This is a genomic window from Burkholderia sola, from assembly GCF_905400185.1.
GTDB classification, from domain to species: domain Bacteria; phylum Pseudomonadota; class Gammaproteobacteria; order Burkholderiales; family Burkholderiaceae; genus Burkholderia; species Burkholderia sola.
The window spans coordinates 1,460,124-1,481,405 of record NZ_FR989676.1; the positions used below are offsets into that span (position 1 = coordinate 1,460,124).

A 21,282-nucleotide genomic window follows, 5' to 3' on the forward strand; every position below is an offset into this window, starting at 1 on the left:
GGGGTGCGAATGAAAATTTATGTTGATGAGCGTGGATTTTTACATGCGGAGATGGCTGAGGGGCAGAAAATCGTAGGTGATTTTTTGTCTGGCGATGTTCAGGGGAGCGTTTATGCAGCCGATGAATACATAAATGCTTGTTTGTCTGTTGAAAATGGAGAGGTTGAAAAATGGGAGGGTACGGGGAATGCTCATACAGTGATCATTGAGAAGGGGGGGGTGGAGATATTCAATGAATATACTGAAGAGTCGTTGAGAATAATTGGTATAAAAACCTTTCGATCATACTTGGAAGGGTGGAGGAGGTATTTGCTTGAGGCGGGTGCGACCGGAAAATGATGCGGCTATGCTTTAATTCGAAGTCAGTTGGGTAATGGTCTTTGCGATGATCTGCGTGAAATATATCCAGACTTTGATTGAGCTGCGGCCTGGAACGTAACTTAATCGGCTGCGCGCGAGGTGTTGCTGGCTATCACATGTCGGAGGATGCGTCGTAGATATTTTCCACGCTGCAAAGAGGTATTTGCTAATGAGTAGAGTTCTATCCGAAACGCCGAATGTTGAGGCGCATAAACAAGATCTCAGGTCGTCTCTCGTTGCTGTCGGGCGCCAGGATCGCCTTGCTCGCTTTGGCGTTTGGTGCTGTGTTGGTCTTGCACATGATGAGTCGGTTTTTGAGTTCCTCGCAAAGCACGCGGAGGCTACAAATGTGCAGATTCGGCAACGCGTGGATGACTCCTTGGATCAAGTGTGGAACGGAAACGAAAGCTCCAATCCGCTAGCCGATCTAGAGCAAGTTGACTGGGACCCTGACGCAGTCGAAATGGATGACGATGCTGCTGTCCAGGGTGCGACTGATTTGCTAGCAGGGTTGTCTTTTTTGGCGAAATGGTGTGCTGAACACAATGTGGAACGGTTGGTTGCATGTGCCGAGATTCTGATAAACCGAATCGACTACTTGGAGAGTTTTGAGTTGATTGGAGGACATGTTGCGAATCCAGTCGATCATGAAATGAACGTGCAGAAGGATTTTGCTCGTGAACTCGTTGCAGGTACCTTGACAGATCGTGACAAGATGAAATATCACGAGTGGTTATTCAATCTTGGTTCTCCCTGAATCATAAATTCAAGGGGCAATCATAAAAACGGTTGGCGTGTTGATTTCCCGTAGTCAAATCGTAGTTCGGTCGAGGTCGTACCAACGCATTTCGAGTACGACGCATTCGGCCGGCGGATCCGGAAGCTCAGTGGCAGTTATCTCCCTCAAAAATCCAGAGATCGTTCAGCGGAGGCTGCTATGTTGGAAAGCAACGAAAAAATTGAATTTTCAGAAAGTGAAGCCCTCTCGATTCTTTGTGACCTTGAGTATTTGCTAATTTCTTTAAGAAATATTGGGGCATATTATCACGAACCTGGTAGGGAATTCGATGATAGGAATTTAGAATGCCGTGCGGAAACAACGAAATTTATTGATGAAAATAAAGTAACCAAAAAGATTGCGAAATTGAGGAAAATGATATCGGAAAGTTCGACTCCTCGCTGGGTGATGGTGATATGGACGACATTGAGAGGGCGGTGGAGAAGGTTAAGGTTCGGGAAAACCCTAGGGGCTAGTGTTGGTGTAACTTTGTTGAGAAGTTTTGAGTGATTCGTGATGCCCGATAAACTTGGAATTTACGTGATCGACGCGATCGAAGCGAGGGGCATTGCGGAAGAATGCCGTCGCAGGGGTTGGTTGGTTATTGTTTTACTCGAAAAAATAGCATCTAAAAATCAGTTTTTCGATGCGATTCGTGACAACTGCCCACTAGATCCGTCGTTGCAGAGTAATCGAAGCTGGGACGCATTGGCTGACTCACTTTGGTCTGGTTTGGATGAGGTGGATAACGAACGAATTGTAATATTCTGGCCTGATTCGGATCGAATGGCCGCGGCGGAACCAGATGCTTATGTTATCGCGACAGATATATTCGAAGATTTGTGCGTTTCGTTGGCTGATTCGAATGTGGCGGCATCTGGGGCGAAGACTTTGTTGATTTTTAAAATTAAAGACTAACTTGCGGCGTTTGCGGAGCTGGGGAAATTATCAGCTCATTAATGGCGTCGACGACCCGCCCGTGGGTCTTCGGCCGCCGACGGAGTACGGGAGAATGGAAAAAGCTAATAAAGTATCAGTCTGGGTCGGGAAGTTCACTGACGACGATGATCTTACAGACTACATCGAGAACGCCTACGACGAGAACGGTGACTCTTCCAATCAGTTTCGAGACGATACCGGAATTGATTGGATTGACGATGACTTCCGTGAGGCGGGCATGCTGCAACCGGATCTAAGCCTCCGAAATAATCTTGTAGGATTTTCTTGGATCGATAGTTTTGCGGACGTTCTGATTCCCGAGCTCGAAGCTATGCGCAGTGTTGATGATAATGGTCTGATCCTACTTTATAACTTCGAGTACGAGGACGCAGAAAATGCCCGTCTTGCCTCCCGCATGCGCTTCGTCGGGACGTTTGATTTTCAGAAGTAGACTTAGTGGTGTAGTTCAAAGCGGAGAGGTCGAAGTAAGCTTGCCGCTGGCAAGAATCTCGACGTCAGCATAGTGGATAAAACGGCTCGAGCTCGGTGAGCTATGTGATTGTCTTTTTGCTACTCACAAGCAGGGAAATATAATGGCAATGATGGTTTTCTTGTTTCGCTGGCATGTATCCCGGACGATGCTGGTCTAATTTTTGATGGGGTCTAAGTTGATCCGGCTCGAACAGTATTGTTCTGGTGGCGATGTTTGGGAAAATTTCTCTGATCTATTTGGGAAATATAGTGATTTTCCAGAGGTTCATGATCTTGCCAGAGATCTAAATTATCAACTTGATCTTGCTTATGCAATTTACTGGGTCGCTGGCCCAAATTCTGCCAGAAAGTGGATAAATTCGAATGTTCCGGCACTCGACAATCTTCGCCCCATTGATTGTGCTGGCAACCCGGAGCTGATTAAGCGTCTGCGCGAATTCCTAATACGCATGCCATCTTAAAGATGACGGCAATGGCTCCGTTGGTCTCGCGATAGAGGGGTTCGGGCTTGTCGCACGCACGCGGCGGCTATGCGCGACGCACAATCGCGGTCGAATCGTTTCAAATTGTCACGTTCCGATCAATCGTATTTCGAGGCAATCTGGCCGGCGTCGAATTGCCTACCGTTGGTGTCAACACGCGCAATAACCAGAAAGCTGACCAAGTCGCGTACCTATACCCGATGGCTAACGTGCGCTCAAATGCACACCAATGATGGTTTAATGGGTGATGTTCAACCGATGGTGATCGTGTGCCCGCAGCGCACGCGAATGGAAGTGCCACACGCACTGATCCTCTATCGAAGCATCGCTCCCATTGATTCACCAACAAAGGAGGAATCCGAACCATAAAAACGCCGCGGTAAACGAGCGCGGGCCGCAAGTGCTACCAACACTCACGACCCGCTAACCACAGCCAACTGAACAGGAGTTGCCCATGGCTAAGCCGAATCATAAAGCACGACCACCGAAGACGGAACGTTTCGTCACGATCCAGGAAATGTGGGGTACCCCGAAGACCATGGATCCGAGGCCGGAGACGTTTTATCCGTACATGAAGATTGGTGGAATGTGGCTGATCAACGATGCGTATTTTGTTCCGGGCCGCAAGGCGCGGATCGAGATTGAGCCGGGGAGGCTGATCATCACGCAGCTGTAAGCGCAACGCCGCGGGATGCGGCCGCGCTGCGCGACGTCGCGCAGCGCGCCGGACAGGGTAGAGCAGCCGCAAGCGGCAGCCGCCCAAAACCGCACATCACCAAGCGATATCGCAAGACGACCGCGACGTCCCCGCACCACCGGTAGCCGTGCATTTCGTCCCCGATCCGTTGTCGTAGAACGTCCGCGTCTCTGGTTGCGGCACCGAAGGATCGAACGGATTCGGCGCCCCGTGCGGACCGCGCGGCGCATCGTACGGCCGTTGCGGCGCATACGAGCCGCCACTTCCAGCCGGCCGGGAACCGTTCGCGCGCAGGTATTCGTTCCAGTTCTGCTCGCGCTGCTCATACCCGGGCACTGCGCGCCCAAAACTATCGCTCCCGCCCGCGCCAAGCGCGACACGGTTCGGAGCCGAGACGAAATCGGGTTCGTGTTTAAAAGAAGGCGGCGATGCCACGAGCGCATCGCTTGTCACCCGCACCGGCCGCGTATCCGGCGTATCGAACGGGCTCCGTTCGCCAGGCGCAGCGAATTGCACGCGTCGGCGACTCATCCGCGCCGCATGTCCATTATCCCGAGTGGCCGCATGCCGCTCTGAGCGAAACACATTGGCACCGGCCGACCGATCGGTCAGCGCATCGCGTCCCGAAGCATGGGAGGCAGAAACAGAAAGCGCGCATGCGATCGCGGCGGCGGAAGACAGGCGGATAGGGCAATTCATGGGCGATCAGAAGCAGGTGATGTGCATTGAACAAACGGCAGATCACTGGCTGGCGGGTGGGCGACGAGGGGGCGTCGAAGCGGCCCTGAGGACTGCGTGGCGCGGCGGGCGCGACTGGCAGGGGAGGCTGGCTGGATTGCAGAAGCGAGCCCGCATTATTTCACGGAAATATCAAAAACCTTTCTGATTTGTTGGTTCTGTTGGTAAACAGAAAGATTTACCGCCTCACCGACCGCCCCATCTTGGTGCTCGCCCCCGCGATCATCAGACGATTGATTTCCAGCGACCGAGCCCTCGATAGCCCGAAAAATACGAAACCGAGAACCGCCCATCGCAAAACCCAAGCCCAGCAAGGAACCAACCCCGATCCCCTACCGAATAGCAACCCGATTGCACCCAAAACAACCGCCCCAGCCTCCCGGAAGTTGCACCCCCATCGCCACCCACCCATCTCAAAAACCTACGTGTTTTCCCTCGGTCGACAGGCATTTTTGACAGACGATTGAAAAACGCCCATATAATTTCGGCTGCCTTGCCAATGGCTGTCGGACCATCCCTCCGAACAAGCGATTTGGCAAGCGGGGCAGGCGAAACGCTTGCGCAATGCAAGACGCATCACGATGTCTTTCCGAACCAGACGTCCCCTTCGGGGACTGCAAGAGCCGGGCCCCGCTACGCAATATTCCGCTGGAGTTCCGTCTTCTATGTGTCTCGGGCGTGTCCCATGTCCTCGCCCCGGGTGCTGTTCGATTGCGCAAGTCATGCCGCCTTTGCCCGTATGACTAAACAACATCGAGGAGCTCCCAGATGACGCTGTCCCGTCTTACGTCCATTTCCGTCGCCGCCGTGCTGTTCGCCGCCGGCGCCGCCGCCGCGCAAGCGGAAACCGTGAAGATCGCCATCGCCGGTCCGATGAGCGGCTCGGTCGCCCAATACGGCGACATGGTGAAGGCCGGCGCGCTGACCGCGATCGAACAGATCAATGCAGCCGGCGGTGCGGGCGGCAACAAGTTCGAAGTCGTGCTGATGGACGACGCGTGCGAACCGAAGCAAGCCGTCGCCGTCGCCAACAAGATCGTCAGCCAGAAGATCAAGTACGTGATCGGCCACGTGTGCTCGGGTTCGACGATTCCGGCGTCGGACATCTACGAGAACGAGGGCATCGTGATGGTCACGCCGTCGGCCACCGCGCCGCAACTGACGGAAGGCAAGAAGCGCCACTTCATCTTCCGCACGATCGGCCGCGACGACCAGCAAGGCCCGGCCGCCGCGCACTACATCATCAACAACGTGAAGCCGAAGAAGGTCGCGGTCCTGCACGACAAGCAGTCGTACGGCCAGGGCATCGCGTCGTCGGTGAAGAAGGACCTCGAAGCCGCGAAGATCCCGGTCGTGCTGTTCGAAGGCGTCAACGCCGGCGATTCGGACTACTCGGCGATCATCACGAAGCTGAAGTCGCAAGGCGTCGATTTCGTCTACTTCGGCGGCTACCACCCGGAAATGGGCCTGCTGATGCGCCAGGCGCGCGAGCAGGGCGTGAAGGCGACGTTCATGGGGCCTGAAGGCGTGGGCAACAAGGACGTGACGGCGATCGCCGGCCCGGCTTCGGAAGGCATGCTCGTGACGCTGCCGGCCGACTTCTCGGCCGATCCGGCCAACGCGGCGCTCGTGAAGGCATTCGCGGACAAGAAGCGCGACGCGAACGGCCCGTTCCAGATGCCGGCGTACGCAGCGGTGAAGATCATCGCCGACTCGATCGCGGGCGCGAAGACGACCGACCCGACGAAGGTCGCCGCGTACATGCACAAGACGACGTTCGACACGCCGATCGGCAAGGTCGCGTATGACGCACAGGGCGACCTGAAGGCGTTCAAGTTCGTCGTCTACACGTGGCACAAGGACGCGACGAAGACCGCCGCCAAGTAATACGGAGTACCCGCCCGCGCACCCGCCCTGTCCGAAACCCGGACGGGGCGGGTGCGTATTGGTCGCGCCTCTGACCCGTGCGCGCCAAAGGGCGGCCCGAGACGACACCGTGCGTTGCGCGCGGCCGACCGCCGTGATCCGGCGGCGGCACGCGACGCAATGCCAACGGGAGCTTCCCGCACATGACTGACTTCTTTCCTCAATTCGCCCAGCAGCTGGTCAACGGCCTGACGCTGGGTGCGATCTATGCGTTGATCGCCATCGGCTATTCGATGGTCTACGGCATCATCGGCATGATCAACTTCGCCCACGGCGAGATCTACATGATCGGCGCGTACGTGGGCCTCGTGACCCTCACGGCGATCGGCATCTCCGCCGGCTATCCGCTGCCGCTCGTGCTCGGCGCCGCGCTGATCGTGTCGGTGATCGTCACCGGCCTGTACGGCTTCGCGGTCGAGCGCGTCGCGTATCGTCCGCTGCGCGGCGGCCCGCGCCTCGTGCCGCTGATCTCCGCGATCGGCATGTCGATCTTCCTGCAGAACTACGTGCAGATCGGCCAGGGCGCGCGCGACGTGTCCGTGCCCGTGCTGATCTCCGGCGCGTTCGAGATCCATCTCGGCGGCGACTTCGACGTGACGATTCCGTATGCGCGCCTGTTGATCGTCTGCGTGACGCTGGTGCTGATGATCGCGCTCACGCTGTTCATCTCGCATTCGCGGATGGGCCGGGCGTGCCGCGCGTGCGCCGAGGACATGAAGATGGCGAACCTGCTCGGCATCGACACGAACCGCGTGATCTCGTTCACGTTCGTGCTCGGCGCGATGCTGGCGGCCGTCGGCGGCGTGCTGATCGGGCTGACGATCGGCAAGCTGAATCCGTATATCGGCTTCGTCGCGGGCATCAAGGCGTTCACCGCCGCGGTGCTCGGCGGGATCGGCAGCATCCCGGGCGCGATGCTCGGCGGCGTGCTGCTGGGCCTCGCCGAAACCTTTGCCGCAGGCTACATGCCGGCCGAGTACAAGGACGTGGTTGCGTTCGGCCTGCTCGTGCTGATCCTGCTCTTCCGCCCGACCGGCCTGCTCGGCAAGTCGGACATCGAAAAGGTTTGAGGGAGACGCAGATGAGTCAAGTCATTTCCGTTCGCCGCCCGGCCGCCGACGCATCGATCGGCCAGGCGTTGAAAAATGCGGTGGCCGCCGCGACCCTGACGGCGATCCTCACGATTCCGGTGCTCGGGCTGCAACTGAAGCTCGATGGTTACCAGGTGGTGCTGACGCCGCACTGGCGCCCGGTATGGATCGCGGTCGCGGCCGTGTTCCTGTTCCAGTTGTTCAAGCCGTGGCTCGTGCGCGCGAAATCGGCGGTGAAGCTGCCGGCGATGCCCGCGATGGGCGCGCGGCAGCAGCGCGCGATCATCTGGGTGCTGCTCGCCGTTGGCCTCGTGTGGCCGTTCTTCGGCTCGCGCGGCGCGGTGGACGTCGCGACGCTCGCGCTGATCTACGTGATCCTCGGCCTCGGGCTGAACATCGTGGTCGGGTTCGCGGGGCTGCTGGATCTCGGCTATGTCGGCTTCTATGCGGTCGGTGGCTATACGTACGCGATGCTGAACCAGTATTTCGGATTGTCGTTCTGGGCGTGCCTGCCGATCGCGGCGATCGCCGCGGCGACGTTCGGCTTCCTGCTCGGCTTCCCGGTGCTGCGCCTGCGCGGCGACTATCTCGCGATCGTCACGCTCGGCTTCGGCGAAATCATCCGCCTGCTCGCGAACAACCTGACGAGCCTCACGGGCGGCCCGGACGGCATCTCGAGCATTCCGAAGCCGACGGTGTTCGGCTTCGAGATGGCGCGCTCGGCGAGCGTCGAAGGCGCGAAGACCTTCCATGAACTGATCGGGCTGGAATACAGCGGCGAGCACATGGTGATCTTCCTGTACCTGATCGCGCTGGTGCTGGTCGGCTTCACGCTGTTCGTGACGAGCCGCCTGATCCGCATGCCGATGGGCCGCGCGTGGGAAGCGCTGCGCGACGACGAGATCGCATGCCGGTCGCTGGGACTGAACCCGACGCGGATCAAGCTGTCGGCGTTCACGCTCGGCGCGGCGTTCGCGGGGATCGGCGGCGCGTTCTTCGCGGCGCGTCAGGGCCTCGTGAATCCCGAATCGTTCACCTTCATCGAATCGGCGCTGATCCTCGCGATCGTCGTGCTCGGCGGGATGGGCTCGCAGCTCGGCGTGATTCTCGCGGCGATCCTGCTGACCGTGCTGCCGGAAGTCGCGCGCGGGTTCGCCGAATACCGGATGCTGATCTTCGGTCTCGTGATGGTGTTGATGATGATGTGGCGTCCGCAGGGCCTCTTGCCCGCGAGCCGTCCCCACGTGGAGCTGCCGCAATGAGCGCGAATACGGAACTGTTGAAGGTCGCCGGGCTGCAGATGCGCTTCGGCGGGTTGCTCGCGGTGGACGGCATCGATTTCGACGTGCGCCGCGACGAGGTGTTCGCGATCATCGGGCCGAACGGCGCGGGCAAGACCACGGTGTTCAACTGCGTCGGCGGCTTCTACAAGCCGACCGGCGGCGACGTCGTGCTCGACGGTCACGCGATCGCGGGCCTGCCGAGCCATCAGATCGCGTTGAAGGGCCTGGTGCGCACGTTCCAGAACATCCGCCTGTTCAAGTCGCTGACCGTCGTCGAGAACCTGCTCGTCGCACAGCATCGCAAGGTGAAGGCCGGGTTGCTGCACGGCCTGTTCGCGACGCCTGCGTATCGTCATGCCGAGAAGGAAGCGCTCGAACGCGCGGCCGTGTGGCTCGACCGGATGGGGCTGACGGCGGTTGCCAACCGGCCGGCCGGCACGCTGTCGTACGGGCATCAGCGGCGTCTGGAGATCGCGCGCTGCATGATCACCGAGCCGCGCCTGCTGATGCTCGACGAGCCGGCGGCCGGCCTCAACCCGCAGGAAAAGATCGAGCTGCAGCACCTGATCGACACGCTTCGCCGCGAGTTCGGCGTATCGGTGCTGCTGATCGAACACGACATGAGCCTCGTGATGGGCGTGTCCGACCGCATCCTCGTGATGGAGCACGGCCGGCCGATCGTGATCGGCACACCGGAGGCGGTCCGCAACGACCCGCGCGTGATCAAGGCCTATCTGGGGGAAGAGTGATGCTGAAGCTGGAACAGGTCCATACGCACTACGGCGCGGTCGAGGCGCTCGCGGGCGTGTCGATCGAGGTGAACAAGGGCGAGATCGTCACGCTGATCGGAAGCAACGGCGCGGGCAAGACGACGCTGATGATGACGGTATGCGGCACGCCGCGCGCGTCGTCGGGCCGCGTGCTGTTCGAGGGCAACGACATCACCGCGATGTCGACGCACCAGATCATGCGGCAGGGGATGGCGATCTCGCCGGAAGGGCGGCGCGTGTTTCCGAGCCTCACGGTGCTCGAGAACCTGAAGATGGGCGGCTTCTTCGCGAGCCGTCACGAGATCGACGACGGCATCGAGCACGTGTTCAAGCTGTTTCCGCGCCTGAAGGAACGCGCGGCGCAGCGCGCCGGCACGATGTCGGGCGGCGAGCAGCAGATGCTGGCGATCGGCCGTGCGCTGATGAGCAAGCCGCGCTTGCTGCTGCTCGACGAACCCACGCTCGGCCTCGCGCCGCTCGTGATCGCGCAGATCTTCGACATCATCCGGACGATCCGCGACGAAGGCGTCACGGTGTTCCTCGTCGAACAGAACGCGAACAAGGCGCTCGGCGTGGCCGATCGCGGCTACGTGCTCGAAACGGGGCGCGTGGTGCTGGCCGACACGGGCGCGAACCTGCTCGCGAACGACCGGATCAAGCAGGCGTATCTCGGCGGTTGATCGACGGGACGCCGCCGGCCTGCAACGGGCCGGCGGCGCAGCCGTCGTCTTGCAGGGAACATGTGGCCGGATTGGCTTCGTTCGCTGCAAATTCGGCTACATGGGCCCAAACGCGGATCGAACGAAAGCGGCGGGGTTGCCCGACCCGCTTACGCATGCAACGCCAGCCCTTTCACCGCCTTGTCGACGGCCTTCTTCGGCCCGTGCAACGCCAGGCCGACCAGATCGGGATTGTCCGCATCCTCGGCGCGAAACGCTTCGCGGTTGGCCGTATCGTGCCCGGTCGAGAACATCGCGCGCACGTAGGGCACGATCATTAGCTCGCGCGACAGCGCCTGCCGGTGCGCGGCCTGCAACCCGTTCAGGTCCGCCGCGAACACCATCATCGGCTGGCCGAGCATCCGGCCATAGCGGCGCCCCGCGGCATCCTCGTAAGGCTCGCCGAGTGCGTCCGGCGCACCGGCCGCGACACCCGTCGCGAGAAACGCGACCACGTTGAGTTTCTGCCACGCGGCGAGATCGTCGCGCACGATCAGCGCTACTTTGGTATCGAACATGCTTGCTCCTGGTTGGAGCGCTCATGATCGGACGTCGTGCGCGATCAGTCTGGAACGTTTGTGCAGAGTTGCCGGTATGCGGCCGGCGTGATCCGGTACGCGCGGCGGAACCAGCGGCCGAGGTGGCTCTGGTCCGCGAAACCGACGTCGGCGGCCGCCTGCGCGGGCGTGCGGCCGGCGGCCAGCAGCCTGCGCGCGGCGCGCAGCCGCAAGCGCACGAGGTACGCGTGCGGCGACGTGCCGAACGCGCGCTGGAACATCCGCGTGAGCCGGAACCGGTCGACGCCGGCGACGCTCGCGAGTTCGTCGAGGCCGATGTTGTCGTCCATGTGTTCGTGCAGCAGGTCGCGCACGCGGACGATCGCGGGCGGCACGACGCCGCTTTCCAGCGCGGGCGGGCGGCCTAGCTGGCTGCCGAGCCGCATCAGCAGGCGGTCGAGCGTCTGGTCGCGCGCGAGCCGGCCTTCGTTGTCGTGGAGCGCGAAGAACGCATTCCGGATCGCGTCGACGAGGCCGCGATCGTCGACGAGCGTATGGCCGAACGTGGCTTCGACGCTGCCCAGGCCCGGCAGGTCGAGCCGGCGCGCGGCGCGCTCGACCCACGCTTGCGGCAGGTACAGCATCCCGTACGTGAAGCCGCCGGCTTCGGGCGCGTGGCCGTCGTGCATCGCGCCCGGCTCGATCAGGATCGCGCGGCCCGGCACGCTCGTATGCAGCGAACGATGGCACTGGAAGCGCTGCACGCCCTGTTCGGTGAAGCCGACGAGCATGTCGTCGTGATCGTGCGCATCGTACGCATGGCCGTTGAAATGCGCGTGCAGGCTTTCGATGCCGGTCTCCGCGTCGCGACGCGCGACGAGCCAGTGGTCGGTCGTGCCGGCGGCCTTGGCGTCTGTCGTCATCGGGGGCCTCGACCGTCGTCGCGGCGTGACGCAACGGGGTTGCAGGTGGCGGAACAGAGAGGGCGGGTGCGGTTCATGATTCGCTCACCGTCGCCTGTTCGTCGCGCGCATATTGCGCGGGCGGCCGGCCGACGTGCCGCGCGAACGCGACGCTGAAGGTGCTTGCCGAGCTGTAGCCGACGCGCGCCGCGATTTCGGCGATGCGGCCTTCGTTGCGGCGGAGCAGATCCTTCGCGAGCGCCATGCGCCACGTCAGCAGGTATTCCATCGGCGCGACGCCGACCGCGCGGCTGAAGCGTTCGAAGAACGTGGAGCGCGACAGCGCGGCTTCCTTCGCGAGTTCGACGATCGTCCACGGGTGCGCGGGGCATTCGTGCATCCGCCGGAGCGCGGCGGCGAGGCGACTGTCGGCGAGCCCGCGCACGAGCCCGGGCGACGCGTGCGTGCCGGTCGTGAACCGCATCGCCTCGATCAGCAGCACTTCCAGCAGACGCGCCAGCACGATCTCGCGGGCCGGCCGTTGCGCGCGCGATTCGTCGCGCACCAGTTGCACGAGGGTAGTCAGCCGCGGCTCGCCGCGTACGTGCACGAAGCGCGGCAGCAGCGACACCAGCAGTGCCGCATCGGGCGAACCGAAGCTGCAGTTGCCGGCCATCATCCGCGTGTCGACCGGGTTCGCGGGGTCGCCGATCCGGTATTCGCCGGGCTCGATCATGACGGGCGGCGCGGTCTCGACACCCGGCGGCGGCGGTTCGAGGCTCGACATCGCGACGCCGTAGGCGGCCGGAATCAGCATGAAATCGCCGGCCAGCAACTCGATCGGCGCGTGCCCGTCGATCGCGATCCGGCAGCCGCCGTCGAGGACCGCGCAATAGAACGGCTCGCCGGCGACCGTGCGGTTGATCGCCCACGGGCTCGCGCCGCGCACGTACTTCGCGTACCGCGCGCCCGGTTGCAGCAGCGTCACGACTTCGGTCAGCGGGTCGATCATCGCCGGACTCTCGCAAAAGAAAAGCGGATTGTCGATTGTAGCGAATACGGCGCCGGCCCTCTATCGTACGAACACATGCTCAACACACCCGAGGAGTTCGCATGAAAACTGTATTGATTACCGGCTGTTCTTCCGGCTTCGGCCTCGAAATCGCCCGCTATTTTCTCGCGCGCGACTGGCAGGTCGTCGCGACGATGCGCACGCCGAGCGACGACGTGCTGCCGCCGGCGGAGCGCCTGCGCGTGCTGCCGCTCGACGTGACGAACGCGGACAGCATTCGCGCCGCGGTCGACGCCGCCGGCCCGATCGACGTGCTCGTCAACAACGCGGGCTTCGGCGCGGCCGCGCCGGCCGAACTCACGCCGCTTGACACGGTGCGCGCGCTGTTCGACACCAACACGATCGGCACGATCGCGGTGACGCAGGCCGTGCTGCCGCAGTTTCGCGCGCGCGGCGCCGGCGTGGTCGTGAACGTCACGTCGAGCGTGACGCTGAAGGCGCTGCCGCTGGTCAGCGCGTACCGGGCGAGCAAGGCGGCGGTCAACGCCTATACCGAATCGATGGCGGTCGAACTCGAGCCATTCGGCGTGCGCACGCATCTCGTGCTGCCGGGCCGCGCGCCCGATACGCGTTTCGCGGACAACGCACGGGGCAACATGCACGGCTTCGAGCACGAAGCGTATGCGGACTTCGTCGGCAAGGCCGTCGCGCGAATGCTCGATGCGTCGGGGCCGATCACCCATGCGCAGGACGTCGCCGAAGCCGTGTGGCGCGCGGCGACCGATCCGTCGAGCCCGATGCGCATTCCGGCTGGCGCCGACGCACAAGCGTGGGCGGCGGAAGCGGGTTGAACGATCGGAACCCGTCGCGCCGGCAGGTTGAGCCGGTGCGACGGACCGAGTGAGGCGGTGAAGAACGTTAAAGCGCGCGCGTGATCGCCTGCTCCAGCAGCGACAGGCCGAGGTCGATCTCGTCTTCGCTGACGGTCAGCGGCGGTGCGATCCGGAACACGCCGCCCATGCCGGGCAACTGCACGATGTTCATGCTGAGCCCGAGCTTCATGCACTCGCGCGTGATCTTCGCGCCGAGGCCGTCCGCCGGCTCCTTCGTGCGGCGATCCTTGACGATCTCGACGCCGAGCAGCAGCCCGCGCCCGCGCACGTCGCCGATGCAGTCGAAGCGCTCCATCAGGTCGAGCAGCCCGCGCCGCAGCCGCTCGCCCATCGTGTTCGCGCGCGCGACGAGACCGTCGCGCTGCACGACGTCGAGCACGCGCAGGCCGACGGCGGCCGGCAGCGGGTCGGACACGTGCGTCGTGTAGAACAGGTAGCCGAGCTCGTGCGCGCGTTCCTCGATGGCCGCGGACGTGACCATCGCCGCGAGCGGCAGCCCGGCGCCGAGCGTCTTCGACAGCGTCAGGATGTCGGGTGTCACGCCGTCGCGCTGGCACGCGAACATCGTGCCGGTGCGGCCGACGCCCGTTTGTGCTTCGTCGAGGATCAGCAGCATCCCGCGTGCGTCGCACTTGCGCTTGAGCGCGGCCATATAGCCTTCCGGCAACTCGATGATCCCGCCCGAACTGAGAATCGGCTCCGCGATGAACGCGGCGAGGTTGCCGCTCGACTGACGGTCGATCAGGTCGAACGCGTAGTCGAGTTCGGCGAGCGGGTCGTACGCGCCGTTGCGCTCGAAGCGCGGCCGGTACGCGAACGGCGCCGGAATCGCGAACGAGCCGACCGACGCCGGTCCGACGCCCTTGCGGCCGGCGCTGTACGTGGCCGACGCGGCGGCGCCCGTCATCCCGTGCCACGACTGCGCGAAGCCGACGATCTCGTACTTGCCGGTGACGAGCTTCGCCATCCGGATCGCCGCCTCGTTCGATTCCGCGCCGGTGCTGAGCAGCAGTGCGCGGTCGAGTCCGGCGGGCGTGATGTCGGCGAGGCGCGTCGCGAGATCGACGACCGGCCGCGACAGCATCCCGCTGAACAGGTGATCGAGCTTGCCCGCGTATTCGCCGATCACGGACACGATCTCCGGATGGCTGTGGCCGAGTACCGCGCTCATCTGGCCCGACGTGAAATCGAGGATCGCGCGGCCGTCGGCGTCGTACACGAAGCTGCCTTTCGCGCGCTCGACGATCATCGGCTCGAACGTGCCGCCGTAGCGGACCAGATGCTGCCTGGCGTTGCGCCAGAAGGTTGCGTCGTCGTTCAGGGACATGGGCGTCTCCGGGCAAAAGGGCAGGGATCGCTTGCAGTCTAGGCGCGCGTCTGGTTTGATGGAAACGAATAGTTCTAATGCAAGCTAGAAAAGGGGCTAATACCTTGGCGCTTTCGCTCGAAATCGACCTGCTGCGCTCGTTCGTCGTGATCGCCGAGGTGCGCGCGTTGAGCCGCGCGGCCGCGCGCGTCGGCCGCACGCAATCCGCGCTCAGCCAGCAGATGAAGCGGCTCGAGGAGGCGGTCGACCAGCCGCTGTTCCAGCGCACCGGCCGCGGCGTCGTGCTCACGCATCCGGGCGAGCGGCTGCTCGTGCATGCGCAGCGCATCCTGCGGCTGCACGACGAGGCGATGGCCGATCTGTGCGGCACGGGGCTGTCGGGGACGATCCGGTTCGGCTGCCCGGACGATTACGCGCAAGTGTGGCTGCCGTCGCTGCTGCGGCAGTTTTCGAGCCAGCATCCGCAGGCGATCGTCGAAGTGGTCTGCGGGCCGACGCCGCGGCTCGTCGAACAGCTGGAGAAGCGCGCGGTCGATCTGGCGATGATTTCCGTGCCGGACGACGGTGCGACCGGCGACATCATTCGCCGCGAGCAACTGGTCTGGATCGGCTATCCGGGGCTCGATCCCGCGCATTTCGATCCGCTGCCGCTGGCGCTGTCCGATCGCGATACGCTCGATCACGTTGCCGCGTGCGACGCGTTGAACCGCGCCGGCCGCGACTATCGCGTCGCGTATGCGAGCAGCAGCCTCGCCGGGCTGATCGCGCTGGTGCGTTCGGGGCAGGCGTTCGCGGTGATGACACAGACGGCCGTGCCGGCCGACGTCGCGATCGTCAACGGCGATCCGCATTTGCCGCCGTTGCCGGCGGTGGGCATTACGCTGCGGTTCGACCGGAAGCGACCGTCGCACCTGACCGCCGCATTCGCCGACCATATCCGGCAAACGCTGCCATTGCTTTGACGGTCGACGCGGATCAGTCGACCATCGACGAGGCCGACATCTGCGTGCGGCCACGCGTCTGCGCGGCCGCATCGCGCACGCGGATTGCCGCCTGCATGCCCGATAGCTTCAGTTCGGTTTCCTGATATTCGTTGCCCGGCTCGGACTCGGCGACGATGCCGCAGCCCGCGAACAGCCGGCACGCGCCGCCCGCGACCAGCGCCGAGCGCAGCGCGACGATGAAATCGCCGTTGCCGTGCGCGTCGATCCAGCCGATCGGCGCCGCATACCAGCCGCGATCGAAGCCTTCGTGCGCACGGATGTGGTCGAGCGCCGGTACGCGCGGATGGCCGGCCACCGCGGGCGTCGGATGCAGCGCGGCGACGACCTGCAACAGCGACGCATCCGCATTCAGCGCCGCGCGGATCGGCGTGCTCAGGTGCTGCAGCTTCGGCAGCCGGTGCAGCGACGGTTGATCGGGCACGTCGAGCGTGCGCGCCAGCGGCGCGAGCGCGGCACGGATCGCGTCGACGACGAGCGCGTGTTCGAGCCGTTCCTTCGCCGAAGCCATCAGCGCGGCGCCGAGCGCGCGATCGTCGTCGGGCGTCGCGCCGCGCCGGATCGTGCCGGCCAGCGCATGCGTGCGCACGTCGCCGGCCGCGACACGCGCGAGCCGTTCCGGCGTGGCGCCGACGAAGCACGCCCCGTCGCGACGGACGGCGAACAGGTGCGCATGCGCATCGCGCCGCCGCAGACGGCGCAGCAGCGGCGCGATCGCGACGGGCCGCGCGTACCGTTCGAGCACGTCGCGGGCGAGCACGACCTTGCCGAACGCGCCGTCGCGGATCGCGTCCACTGCGCGACGGACTTCGTGCTGCCATTCGCTCGCCCGCAGCGCCTGCGTGTGCAGCAGTTGCGGCGGATCGTCCTCCGCGGCCTCGGCAAGCGCACCGAGCGACTCGATCCGCGCGAGACACGCATGCGCGAGCGCGGCCGGATCGTCGTGGGCGGCGACGACCTGCTGGCAGACGGCCCAGTACGCGTCGCCTTCGCGCACGATCAGCAGCCGCGCCAGCGTCATGCTCGCATCGGGAAACGGCGCCCAGTGCGCGCTGCGCGGGCCCTGCGAATCGAACCGGAAGCCGCCGACCAGCCGCGGCGGCTGCGGGCCGGCCGTGACCGCGTCGCGCACGAGCGTGCGCCAGCGCGCGTCGATCTGCGCGAAGCGCGTGTCGCCGGTGGCGCGCAGTTCGACGGCGCAGTCCCAGCCGAACAGCGTGACGGACGCATCGCCGGCTTCGTGGAAGCACCACGGCGTGACGCCGTCGTCCCACGCGGCGATCAGGTCGAAGAAGTCGAGCGGGCGCAGCGGCACCGAGACCGACGCGAGCGTCGCCGTGCCGGTGGCGGCGGCGCGGCGGGCCGCCCGCGCGAACGTGTCGTGCAGCAGCGGAAGGCCGGCGTTCATGCGAGCCCCCGCTGTTGTCGCCAGTATTGCGTCTGCTGCGCGATGTACCACGCGATGAGCTGGACGAACAGCGTCTCGACGTAGTCGGCGTCGAGGCCAGCCTGTTCGGCCCAGCGGCGCCGGTCGGGCAGCATCGCGGCCACCCGCTCCGGCGCGGCGATGCTCGCTTCGTCCGGCTTGAAGCGCGACGCGGCCAACACGTACTGCATGCGCCGGCCGAGCGCGTCGATGATGTCGGCGTCCAGGCGATCGATCGCTTCGCGAATGTCGGGAAGCCCCATGCAGGCGTCCGGTGTTTTCATGTGTACTCCTTTCCGTAACGAAGGGACTGGTCGATCCGTTCGACCAGATGGGCGATCACCGCCGGGTATTGGTGCCGCAGATAGAAGTGGTCGCCGTTGAACGTCTGGACGCGGATCGGCCGCGTCGCGACGTCCTGCCACGCCTGCGCCTCGTCGTTGTCCAGCTCGGGATCGGCGAGCGGCAGCATCACGCCGAGCGGCGCATCGATGCGCGGCGGGCGGTCGCGCCGATACGTTTCGATCGCGCGGTAGTCGTGGCGGATCATCGGCAGGTAGATCGCGCGCATTTCAGGATCGGCGAGGAGCGCGGCGTGCTCGCCGGACAGCCGGGCGACATCGCCGACGAGCGCGTCGTCGGATTGCAGGTGCAGATCCGACGGGCGCTGGCGATGCGGCGGCGGCAGCGCGGAAACGGCCACGTAAAGCGGCGCGGCGCCGCGCGCTTCGAGCCGCACCGCGACCTCGTACGCGAGCGCCGCGCCGAGGCTGTGCCCGAACAGCACGAGCGGCGCGTGCGCATAGCGTTGCAGCGCGTCGGCGGCCGGGCCGGCGAGCGCGTCGATCGAGTGCAGGCACGGCTCGCCGAAGCGTTCCTCGCGGCCCGGATACTGCAGCGCGAGCAGATCGACGTCCCACGGCAGCGCACGGCGCCAGCCGCGAAAGAAATTCGCGGTGCCGCCTGCATGCGGAAAGCAGACGAGTTGCGCGCGCGGGCACGGCGACAGCCGCAGCTCGCGAATCCAGTGCGAATCGGTCGCGCGCGTGCTCATGCGGCCGCCGGCTGCAACTGGCGGCGCAACAGGTCGCGCAGCGATTTCTTGCTGGTCTTGCCGATGCCGGTTTCCGGAAAACGCGGCATGAATTCGATGCGGTCGGGGATCTTGAACGCCGCGAGCCCGCAGTCGCGCAGATAACGTTTCAGCACCAGTCTGGACGGGGCCGGCGTGCGTGCGACGACGAACGCGCAGGTCCGTTCGCCGAGCATCGGGTCGGGCATCGCGACGACCGCCGCGTCGTGCACCTGCGGATGCGCGAGCAACAGGTTTTCCACTTCCTCGGCGGAGATCTTCTCGCCGCCGCGGTTGATCTGATCCTTGTCGCGACCTTCGACGACGAGGTCGCCGTCGGCGGTGCGCCGCACGCGGTCGCCGCTGCGATAGAAGCCGTCGGCCGTGAATGCCGTCGCGTCGTGCTCCGCGAGCCGGTAGTAGCCGCGGATCGTGTACGGGCCGCGTACCTGCAGTTCGCCGATTTCGCCGGGCGCGACCGGTGCGCCGGTTTCATCGACGATGCGCACTTCGTCGCCGTCCGACACGGGGCGGCCCTGCGTGTGCGCGATGCGCTCGGGCGCATCGTCGAGCCGCGTGCAGCAGATGAGCCCTTCGGCCATGCCGAACACCTGCTGCAGCCGGCAGCCGAGCACAGGCGTCACGCGCGCGGCCGCGTGGTCCATCAGCCGTGCGCCGCCGACCTGCAGCACGCGCAGGCTCGACAGGTCGGCCTGTCGTTGCGGCTGCTCGTCGAGCCACAGCAACGCGAGCGGCGGCACGAGCGCGGTATGCGTGACGCGTTCCTGCGCGATCAGCGCGAAGCTTTGATCGGGCTCGGGCCGTACGGTCGTCACGACCCGGCCGCCCGCGAGCAATGCGCCGATCGTGCCGGGGCAGCACAGCGTGAAGTTGTGCGCCATCGGCAGCGCGGCGAGATAGACGGTGTCGGCGTCGAACCCGCTCGCGGCGCTGCACGCGCGCACGTTGTACAGATATTCGCGATGGCGGCGCGGAATCAGCTTCGGCGTGCCGGTTGTGCCCCCCGACAACTGGAAGCACGCGATGTCGTCGGCGCTTGCCGCGCAGGCGTGCACGGGCGGCGCGCCGTACAGCGTATCGAACGGCGTGAACGCGTGATCGTCGCCGGCCATCACGACGTGCTCGAGCGTCGGGCAGTCGGCTTGCAACGCGGCCGCGAGCGGCCGGCAGTCGAAATCGCCGAGTGGCGACGCGCCGAGGTACGCACGCGCGCCGGCGAAGCGGCAGAACGCGCCGATCTCGTAGTGACGGTGCGCGGGCAGCGCGAGCACTGGCCGCACGCCGAGCTGGAACAGCGCGAAGCACGTCTCGATGAAGCGCGCGCCGTTCGGCAACTGGACGACGACCGTATCGCCGCGCGTCAGGCCGAGCCGCGCGAGGCCGCCCGCGACGCGGCGAATGCGCGCCAGCAGATCGCGATAGCACAGCCGGAGCGTGCCGTCGACGATCGCGAGCGCGTCGGGATGGCGCTGCGCGCAGGCATCGAGCGCGTCGAAGAACGTCGTGTCCTGCCAGTAGCCGACGTCGCGGTAGCGGCGCACGAACGCGTCGGGCCAGTCGGGCGCGTCGGCCGGCACGGCCGCCGCCACGGAAGAAGGGGAGGATTGCATGCGCTGACCTCGAGCTCCGGCAAGTTGTCAAAAATTGTAAATGAGAGGTATTATCATTTGGAACAGGTGCTGCGATAGCGCCGTTTCTTTTGATATCGCGGCAATTTCGTTCGATCGGGCGTCGATCGCGCGGCGCCCGCCCGGTCCGGCCGGACAATCGGCCGGTTGCCGCCGGCGTGCGCCGGCCCGCGCGTGCCGCCTCACCAACGGACCTCCGATGAGATCGACTTCCTTCGCTTCGTCACGACGTCACCCGCCGGTGCTCGTGCCCGGCAATCATCCGGGCGTGGTGCACATCGACGCGGGCATGAAACTCATGAGCGGCACGCTGTGCTCGGACAGCCGCGACTGGTACGAGGAGCCGCTCGAAAAAGGGCTGAAGCTCGTCCTCGTGCAGAGCGGGCAGTTACGCTGCCGCGTGCCGGGCCAGCCCGAGCAATGCATCAAGGGGCCGGGCCTGTGCGTGATCGCCAACGACGGCGAATTCACGACGCACCAGATCTACGATCGCGACGTGCCGCTGCGCTACACGATCGTGCAGCTCGGCCTCGACGCGCTCGATCGCAACCTGAGCCTGCTGCCGGAGAAGATGCTCGCGCCGACGGGCGGCGATCCGCGCATCGTCAGCTGCCCGGCGTCGAAGGCGCTGCAGGCGCTCGCCGTGCAGATCGCCACCTGCCCGTTCGATGGCGCGGTGCGCGAGTACTACCTGAAGGCGAAGGCGTTCGAGCTGACCGCGCTGAGCGCGCAGTTGCTGGCCACGCAGCGGCAATCGGCGCCGGCCGACGTGCGCGTCACGTCGTCGGATGTCGAGCGCGTGTACGCGGCGAGCGACATCCTGACGCGCGAGCTTCAGCATCCGCCGACGCTCGACGCGCTCGCGAGCCGCGTCGGGATGAATTCGCGCAAGCTGACGGCCGGCTTCCGCAAGGTATTCGGCACGAGCGTGTACGCGTATCTGCAGGAATACCGGCTGCGGACCGCGCACGCGATGCTGTGCGCGGAGGATGCGAACGTGTCGACCGTCGCGTACCGCGTCGGCTACAGCCCCGCGCATTTTTCGATCGCGTTCCGCAAGCGCTACGGCATTTCGCCGAGCGATATCCGCGTGTCGTCGAACGCGATCGACGACCACGAACGGGTGGGCGCGGCGATCTAAAACAACTGACCGGCAGCCTAAAGGAATCGACCGGGCTCATGGGTGTTAATGAGATAGATTCTCATTCACGGGTGGCCGCCGCCGCGC

23 protein-coding genes are annotated in these 21,282 nt (G+C 64.5%); 15 read left to right on the forward strand and 8 right to left on the reverse strand.

Translation table 11 applies throughout. The features are described from left to right. Positions 1-9 precede the first annotated feature (9 nt). From KR541_RS23050 to KR541_RS23110, 12 genes are all read left to right on the forward strand, one after another. Entirely contained in the window at positions 10-339 is a 330-nt protein-coding gene (locus tag KR541_RS23050; protein WP_080334172.1) for a hypothetical protein, read from the forward strand. A gap of 190 nt (positions 340-529) precedes the next feature. Further along, a complete protein-coding gene (locus tag KR541_RS23055) occupies positions 530-1,117 on the forward strand; it encodes a hypothetical protein (RefSeq protein ID WP_124638853.1) in 588 nt (195 codons plus the stop codon). A 180-nt stretch (positions 1,118-1,297) separates the two neighbouring features. Further along, entirely contained in the window at positions 1,298-1,648 is a 351-nt protein-coding gene (locus tag KR541_RS23060) for a hypothetical protein (protein ID WP_200891620.1), read from the forward strand. A gap of 6 nt (positions 1,649-1,654) precedes the next feature. Continuing rightward, on the forward strand, positions 1,655-2,056 hold the full coding sequence (locus KR541_RS23065) for a barstar family protein (protein WP_080334173.1): 402 nt from the start codon (positions 1,655-1,657) through the stop codon (positions 2,054-2,056). Positions 2,057-2,150: 94 nt separating this feature from the next. Continuing rightward, entirely contained in the window at positions 2,151-2,528 is a 378-nt protein-coding gene (locus tag KR541_RS23070) for an immunity 22 family protein (protein WP_050012346.1), read from the forward strand. A 977-nt stretch (positions 2,529-3,505) separates the two neighbouring features. After that, positions 3,506-3,727, forward strand: a complete 222-nt coding sequence (locus KR541_RS23080) for a SymE family type I addiction module toxin (RefSeq protein WP_050012347.1) — start codon at positions 3,506-3,508, stop codon at positions 3,725-3,727. A gap of 607 nt (positions 3,728-4,334) precedes the next feature. Continuing rightward, a complete protein-coding gene (locus KR541_RS23085; protein ID WP_160300502.1) occupies positions 4,335-4,634 on the forward strand; it encodes a hypothetical protein in 300 nt (99 codons plus the stop codon). Between the two features lie 620 nt (positions 4,635-5,254). Further along, positions 5,255-6,373, forward strand: coding sequence for a branched-chain amino acid ABC transporter substrate-binding protein (locus tag KR541_RS23090; protein ID WP_050012348.1), 1,119 nt, complete (start codon positions 5,255-5,257; stop codon positions 6,371-6,373). A gap of 182 nt (positions 6,374-6,555) precedes the next feature. Continuing rightward, the gene (gene livH, locus KR541_RS23095; protein ID WP_006749488.1) at positions 6,556-7,482 is read left to right on the forward strand and encodes a high-affinity branched-chain amino acid ABC transporter permease LivH; all 927 of its coding nucleotides are present in this window, start codon (positions 6,556-6,558) and stop codon (positions 7,480-7,482) included. 11 nt (positions 7,483-7,493) lie between these two features. Next, complete coding sequence (locus KR541_RS23100; RefSeq protein ID WP_213346244.1) at positions 7,494-8,765, forward strand: high-affinity branched-chain amino acid ABC transporter permease LivM; 1,272 nt, start codon at positions 7,494-7,496, stop codon at positions 8,763-8,765. Further along, positions 8,762-9,535, forward strand: a complete 774-nt coding sequence (gene livG, locus KR541_RS23105; RefSeq protein WP_089489613.1) for a high-affinity branched-chain amino acid ABC transporter ATP-binding protein LivG — start codon at positions 8,762-8,764, stop codon at positions 9,533-9,535. The genes KR541_RS23100 and livG overlap by 4 nt, the downstream gene beginning before the upstream one ends. Continuing rightward, positions 9,535-10,236, forward strand: a complete 702-nt coding sequence (locus KR541_RS23110; RefSeq protein ID WP_006484776.1) for an ABC transporter ATP-binding protein — start codon at positions 9,535-9,537, stop codon at positions 10,234-10,236. Before livG ends, KR541_RS23110 begins: the two co-directional genes overlap by 1 nt. Before the next feature lie 149 nt (positions 10,237-10,385). Here KR541_RS23110 and KR541_RS23115 read toward each other — a convergent pair whose 3' ends face one another. The 3 genes from KR541_RS23115 to KR541_RS23125 all read right to left on the reverse strand — a co-directional run bounded on the left by KR541_RS23115 (position 10,386) and on the right by KR541_RS23125 (position 12,686). Further along, on the reverse strand, positions 10,386-10,793 hold the full coding sequence (locus KR541_RS23115; RefSeq protein WP_050012351.1) for a DUF2000 domain-containing protein: 408 nt from the start codon (positions 10,791-10,793) through the stop codon (positions 10,386-10,388). Positions 10,794-10,837: 44 nt separating this feature from the next. Continuing rightward, positions 10,838-11,695 (reverse strand): AraC family transcriptional regulator, encoded by an 858-nt coding sequence (locus KR541_RS36960; RefSeq protein WP_124631613.1) that lies wholly within the window; start codon positions 11,693-11,695, stop codon positions 10,838-10,840. A 73-nt stretch (positions 11,696-11,768) separates the two neighbouring features. Further along, positions 11,769-12,686, reverse strand: a complete 918-nt coding sequence (locus KR541_RS23125) for an AraC family transcriptional regulator (protein ID WP_050012353.1) — start codon at positions 12,684-12,686, stop codon at positions 11,769-11,771. Positions 12,687-12,787: 101 nt separating this feature from the next. On the opposite strand from KR541_RS23125, the gene KR541_RS23130 reads away from it, so the two are divergent. Then, positions 12,788-13,537, forward strand: a complete 750-nt coding sequence (locus KR541_RS23130; protein WP_050012354.1) for an SDR family oxidoreductase — start codon at positions 12,788-12,790, stop codon at positions 13,535-13,537. Between the two features lie 67 nt (positions 13,538-13,604). Here KR541_RS23130 and KR541_RS23135 read toward each other — a convergent pair whose 3' ends face one another. Beyond that, positions 13,605-14,906, reverse strand: a complete 1,302-nt coding sequence (locus KR541_RS23135; RefSeq protein ID WP_050012355.1) for an aspartate aminotransferase family protein — start codon at positions 14,904-14,906, stop codon at positions 13,605-13,607. 77 nt (positions 14,907-14,983) lie between these two features. Between KR541_RS23135 and KR541_RS23140 the strand changes: the two genes are divergently transcribed. After that, on the forward strand, positions 14,984-15,868 hold the full coding sequence (locus tag KR541_RS23140; protein ID WP_050012356.1) for a LysR family transcriptional regulator: 885 nt from the start codon (positions 14,984-14,986) through the stop codon (positions 15,866-15,868). A 13-nt stretch (positions 15,869-15,881) separates the two neighbouring features. Here KR541_RS23140 and KR541_RS23145 read toward each other — a convergent pair whose 3' ends face one another. The 4 genes from KR541_RS23145 to KR541_RS23160 are packed head-to-tail and all read right to left on the reverse strand — an operon-like array spanning position 15,882 to position 20,036. Next, a complete protein-coding gene (locus tag KR541_RS23145) occupies positions 15,882-17,315 on the reverse strand; it encodes an isochorismate synthase (protein ID WP_216089809.1) in 1,434 nt (477 codons plus the stop codon). Beyond that, positions 17,312-17,617, reverse strand: a complete 306-nt coding sequence (locus KR541_RS23150; protein WP_050012358.1) for an isochorismate lyase — start codon at positions 17,615-17,617, stop codon at positions 17,312-17,314. Before KR541_RS23150 ends, KR541_RS23145 begins: the two co-directional genes overlap by 4 nt. After that, the gene (locus tag KR541_RS23155; RefSeq protein WP_050012359.1) at positions 17,614-18,387 is read right to left on the reverse strand and encodes a thioesterase II family protein; all 774 of its coding nucleotides are present in this window, start codon (positions 18,385-18,387) and stop codon (positions 17,614-17,616) included. The genes KR541_RS23150 and KR541_RS23155 overlap by 4 nt, the downstream gene beginning before the upstream one ends. After that, the gene (locus KR541_RS23160) at positions 18,384-20,036 is read right to left on the reverse strand and encodes a (2,3-dihydroxybenzoyl)adenylate synthase (protein ID WP_089489610.1); all 1,653 of its coding nucleotides are present in this window, start codon (positions 20,034-20,036) and stop codon (positions 18,384-18,386) included. The genes KR541_RS23155 and KR541_RS23160 overlap by 4 nt, the downstream gene beginning before the upstream one ends. Positions 20,037-20,253: 217 nt before the next feature. Between KR541_RS23160 and KR541_RS23165 the strand changes: the two genes are divergently transcribed. Next, positions 20,254-21,195 carry a helix-turn-helix transcriptional regulator gene (locus KR541_RS23165; protein ID WP_204384418.1) on the forward strand — a complete coding sequence of 314 codons (942 nt, stop codon included), beginning with the start codon at positions 20,254-20,256 and terminating at the stop codon, positions 21,193-21,195. Positions 21,196-21,282 lie beyond the last annotated feature (87 nt).

What these genes read in the sequence shown, in the direction of transcription:
- KR541_RS23050 (WP_080334172.1), top strand. Translation starts at nt 10, where the DNA reads ATGAAAATTTATGTTGATGAGCGTGGATTTTTACATGCGGAGATGGCT.
- KR541_RS23055 (WP_124638853.1), top strand. Translation starts at nt 530, where the DNA reads ATGAGTAGAGTTCTATCCGAAACGCCGAATGTTGAGGCGCATAAACAA.
- KR541_RS23060 (WP_200891620.1), top strand. Translation starts at nt 1,298, where the DNA reads ATGTTGGAAAGCAACGAAAAAATTGAATTTTCAGAAAGTGAAGCCCTC.
- KR541_RS23065 (WP_080334173.1), top strand. Translation starts at nt 1,655, where the DNA reads ATGCCCGATAAACTTGGAATTTACGTGATCGACGCGATCGAAGCGAGG.
- KR541_RS23070 (WP_050012346.1), top strand. Translation starts at nt 2,151, where the DNA reads ATGGAAAAAGCTAATAAAGTATCAGTCTGGGTCGGGAAGTTCACTGAC.
- KR541_RS23080 (WP_050012347.1), top strand. Translation starts at nt 3,506, where the DNA reads ATGGCTAAGCCGAATCATAAAGCACGACCACCGAAGACGGAACGTTTC.
- KR541_RS23090 (WP_050012348.1), top strand. Translation starts at nt 5,255, where the DNA reads ATGACGCTGTCCCGTCTTACGTCCATTTCCGTCGCCGCCGTGCTGTTC.
- livH (WP_006749488.1), top strand. Translation starts at nt 6,556, where the DNA reads ATGACTGACTTCTTTCCTCAATTCGCCCAGCAGCTGGTCAACGGCCTG.
- KR541_RS23100 (WP_213346244.1), top strand. Translation starts at nt 7,494, where the DNA reads ATGAGTCAAGTCATTTCCGTTCGCCGCCCGGCCGCCGACGCATCGATC.
- livG (WP_089489613.1), top strand. Translation starts at nt 8,762, where the DNA reads ATGAGCGCGAATACGGAACTGTTGAAGGTCGCCGGGCTGCAGATGCGC.
- KR541_RS23110 (WP_006484776.1), top strand. Translation starts at nt 9,535, where the DNA reads ATGCTGAAGCTGGAACAGGTCCATACGCACTACGGCGCGGTCGAGGCG.
- KR541_RS23115 (WP_050012351.1), bottom strand. Translation starts at nt 10,793, where the DNA reads ATGTTCGATACCAAAGTAGCGCTGATCGTGCGCGACGATCTCGCCGCG.
- KR541_RS36960 (WP_124631613.1), bottom strand. Translation starts at nt 11,695, where the DNA reads ATGACGACAGACGCCAAGGCCGCCGGCACGACCGACCACTGGCTCGTC.
- KR541_RS23125 (WP_050012353.1), bottom strand. Translation starts at nt 12,686, where the DNA reads ATGATCGACCCGCTGACCGAAGTCGTGACGCTGCTGCAACCGGGCGCG.
- KR541_RS23130 (WP_050012354.1), top strand. Translation starts at nt 12,788, where the DNA reads ATGAAAACTGTATTGATTACCGGCTGTTCTTCCGGCTTCGGCCTCGAA.
- KR541_RS23135 (WP_050012355.1), bottom strand. Translation starts at nt 14,906, where the DNA reads ATGTCCCTGAACGACGACGCAACCTTCTGGCGCAACGCCAGGCAGCAT.
- KR541_RS23140 (WP_050012356.1), top strand. Translation starts at nt 14,984, where the DNA reads ATGCAAGCTAGAAAAGGGGCTAATACCTTGGCGCTTTCGCTCGAAATC.
- KR541_RS23145 (WP_216089809.1), bottom strand. Translation starts at nt 17,315, where the DNA reads ATGAACGCCGGCCTTCCGCTGCTGCACGACACGTTCGCGCGGGCGGCC.
- KR541_RS23150 (WP_050012358.1), bottom strand. Translation starts at nt 17,617, where the DNA reads ATGAAAACACCGGACGCCTGCATGGGGCTTCCCGACATTCGCGAAGCG.
- KR541_RS23155 (WP_050012359.1), bottom strand. Translation starts at nt 18,387, where the DNA reads ATGAGCACGCGCGCGACCGATTCGCACTGGATTCGCGAGCTGCGGCTG.
- KR541_RS23160 (WP_089489610.1), bottom strand. Translation starts at nt 20,036, where the DNA reads ATGCAATCCTCCCCTTCTTCCGTGGCGGCGGCCGTGCCGGCCGACGCG.
- KR541_RS23165 (WP_204384418.1), top strand. Translation starts at nt 20,254, where the DNA reads ATGAGATCGACTTCCTTCGCTTCGTCACGACGTCACCCGCCGGTGCTC.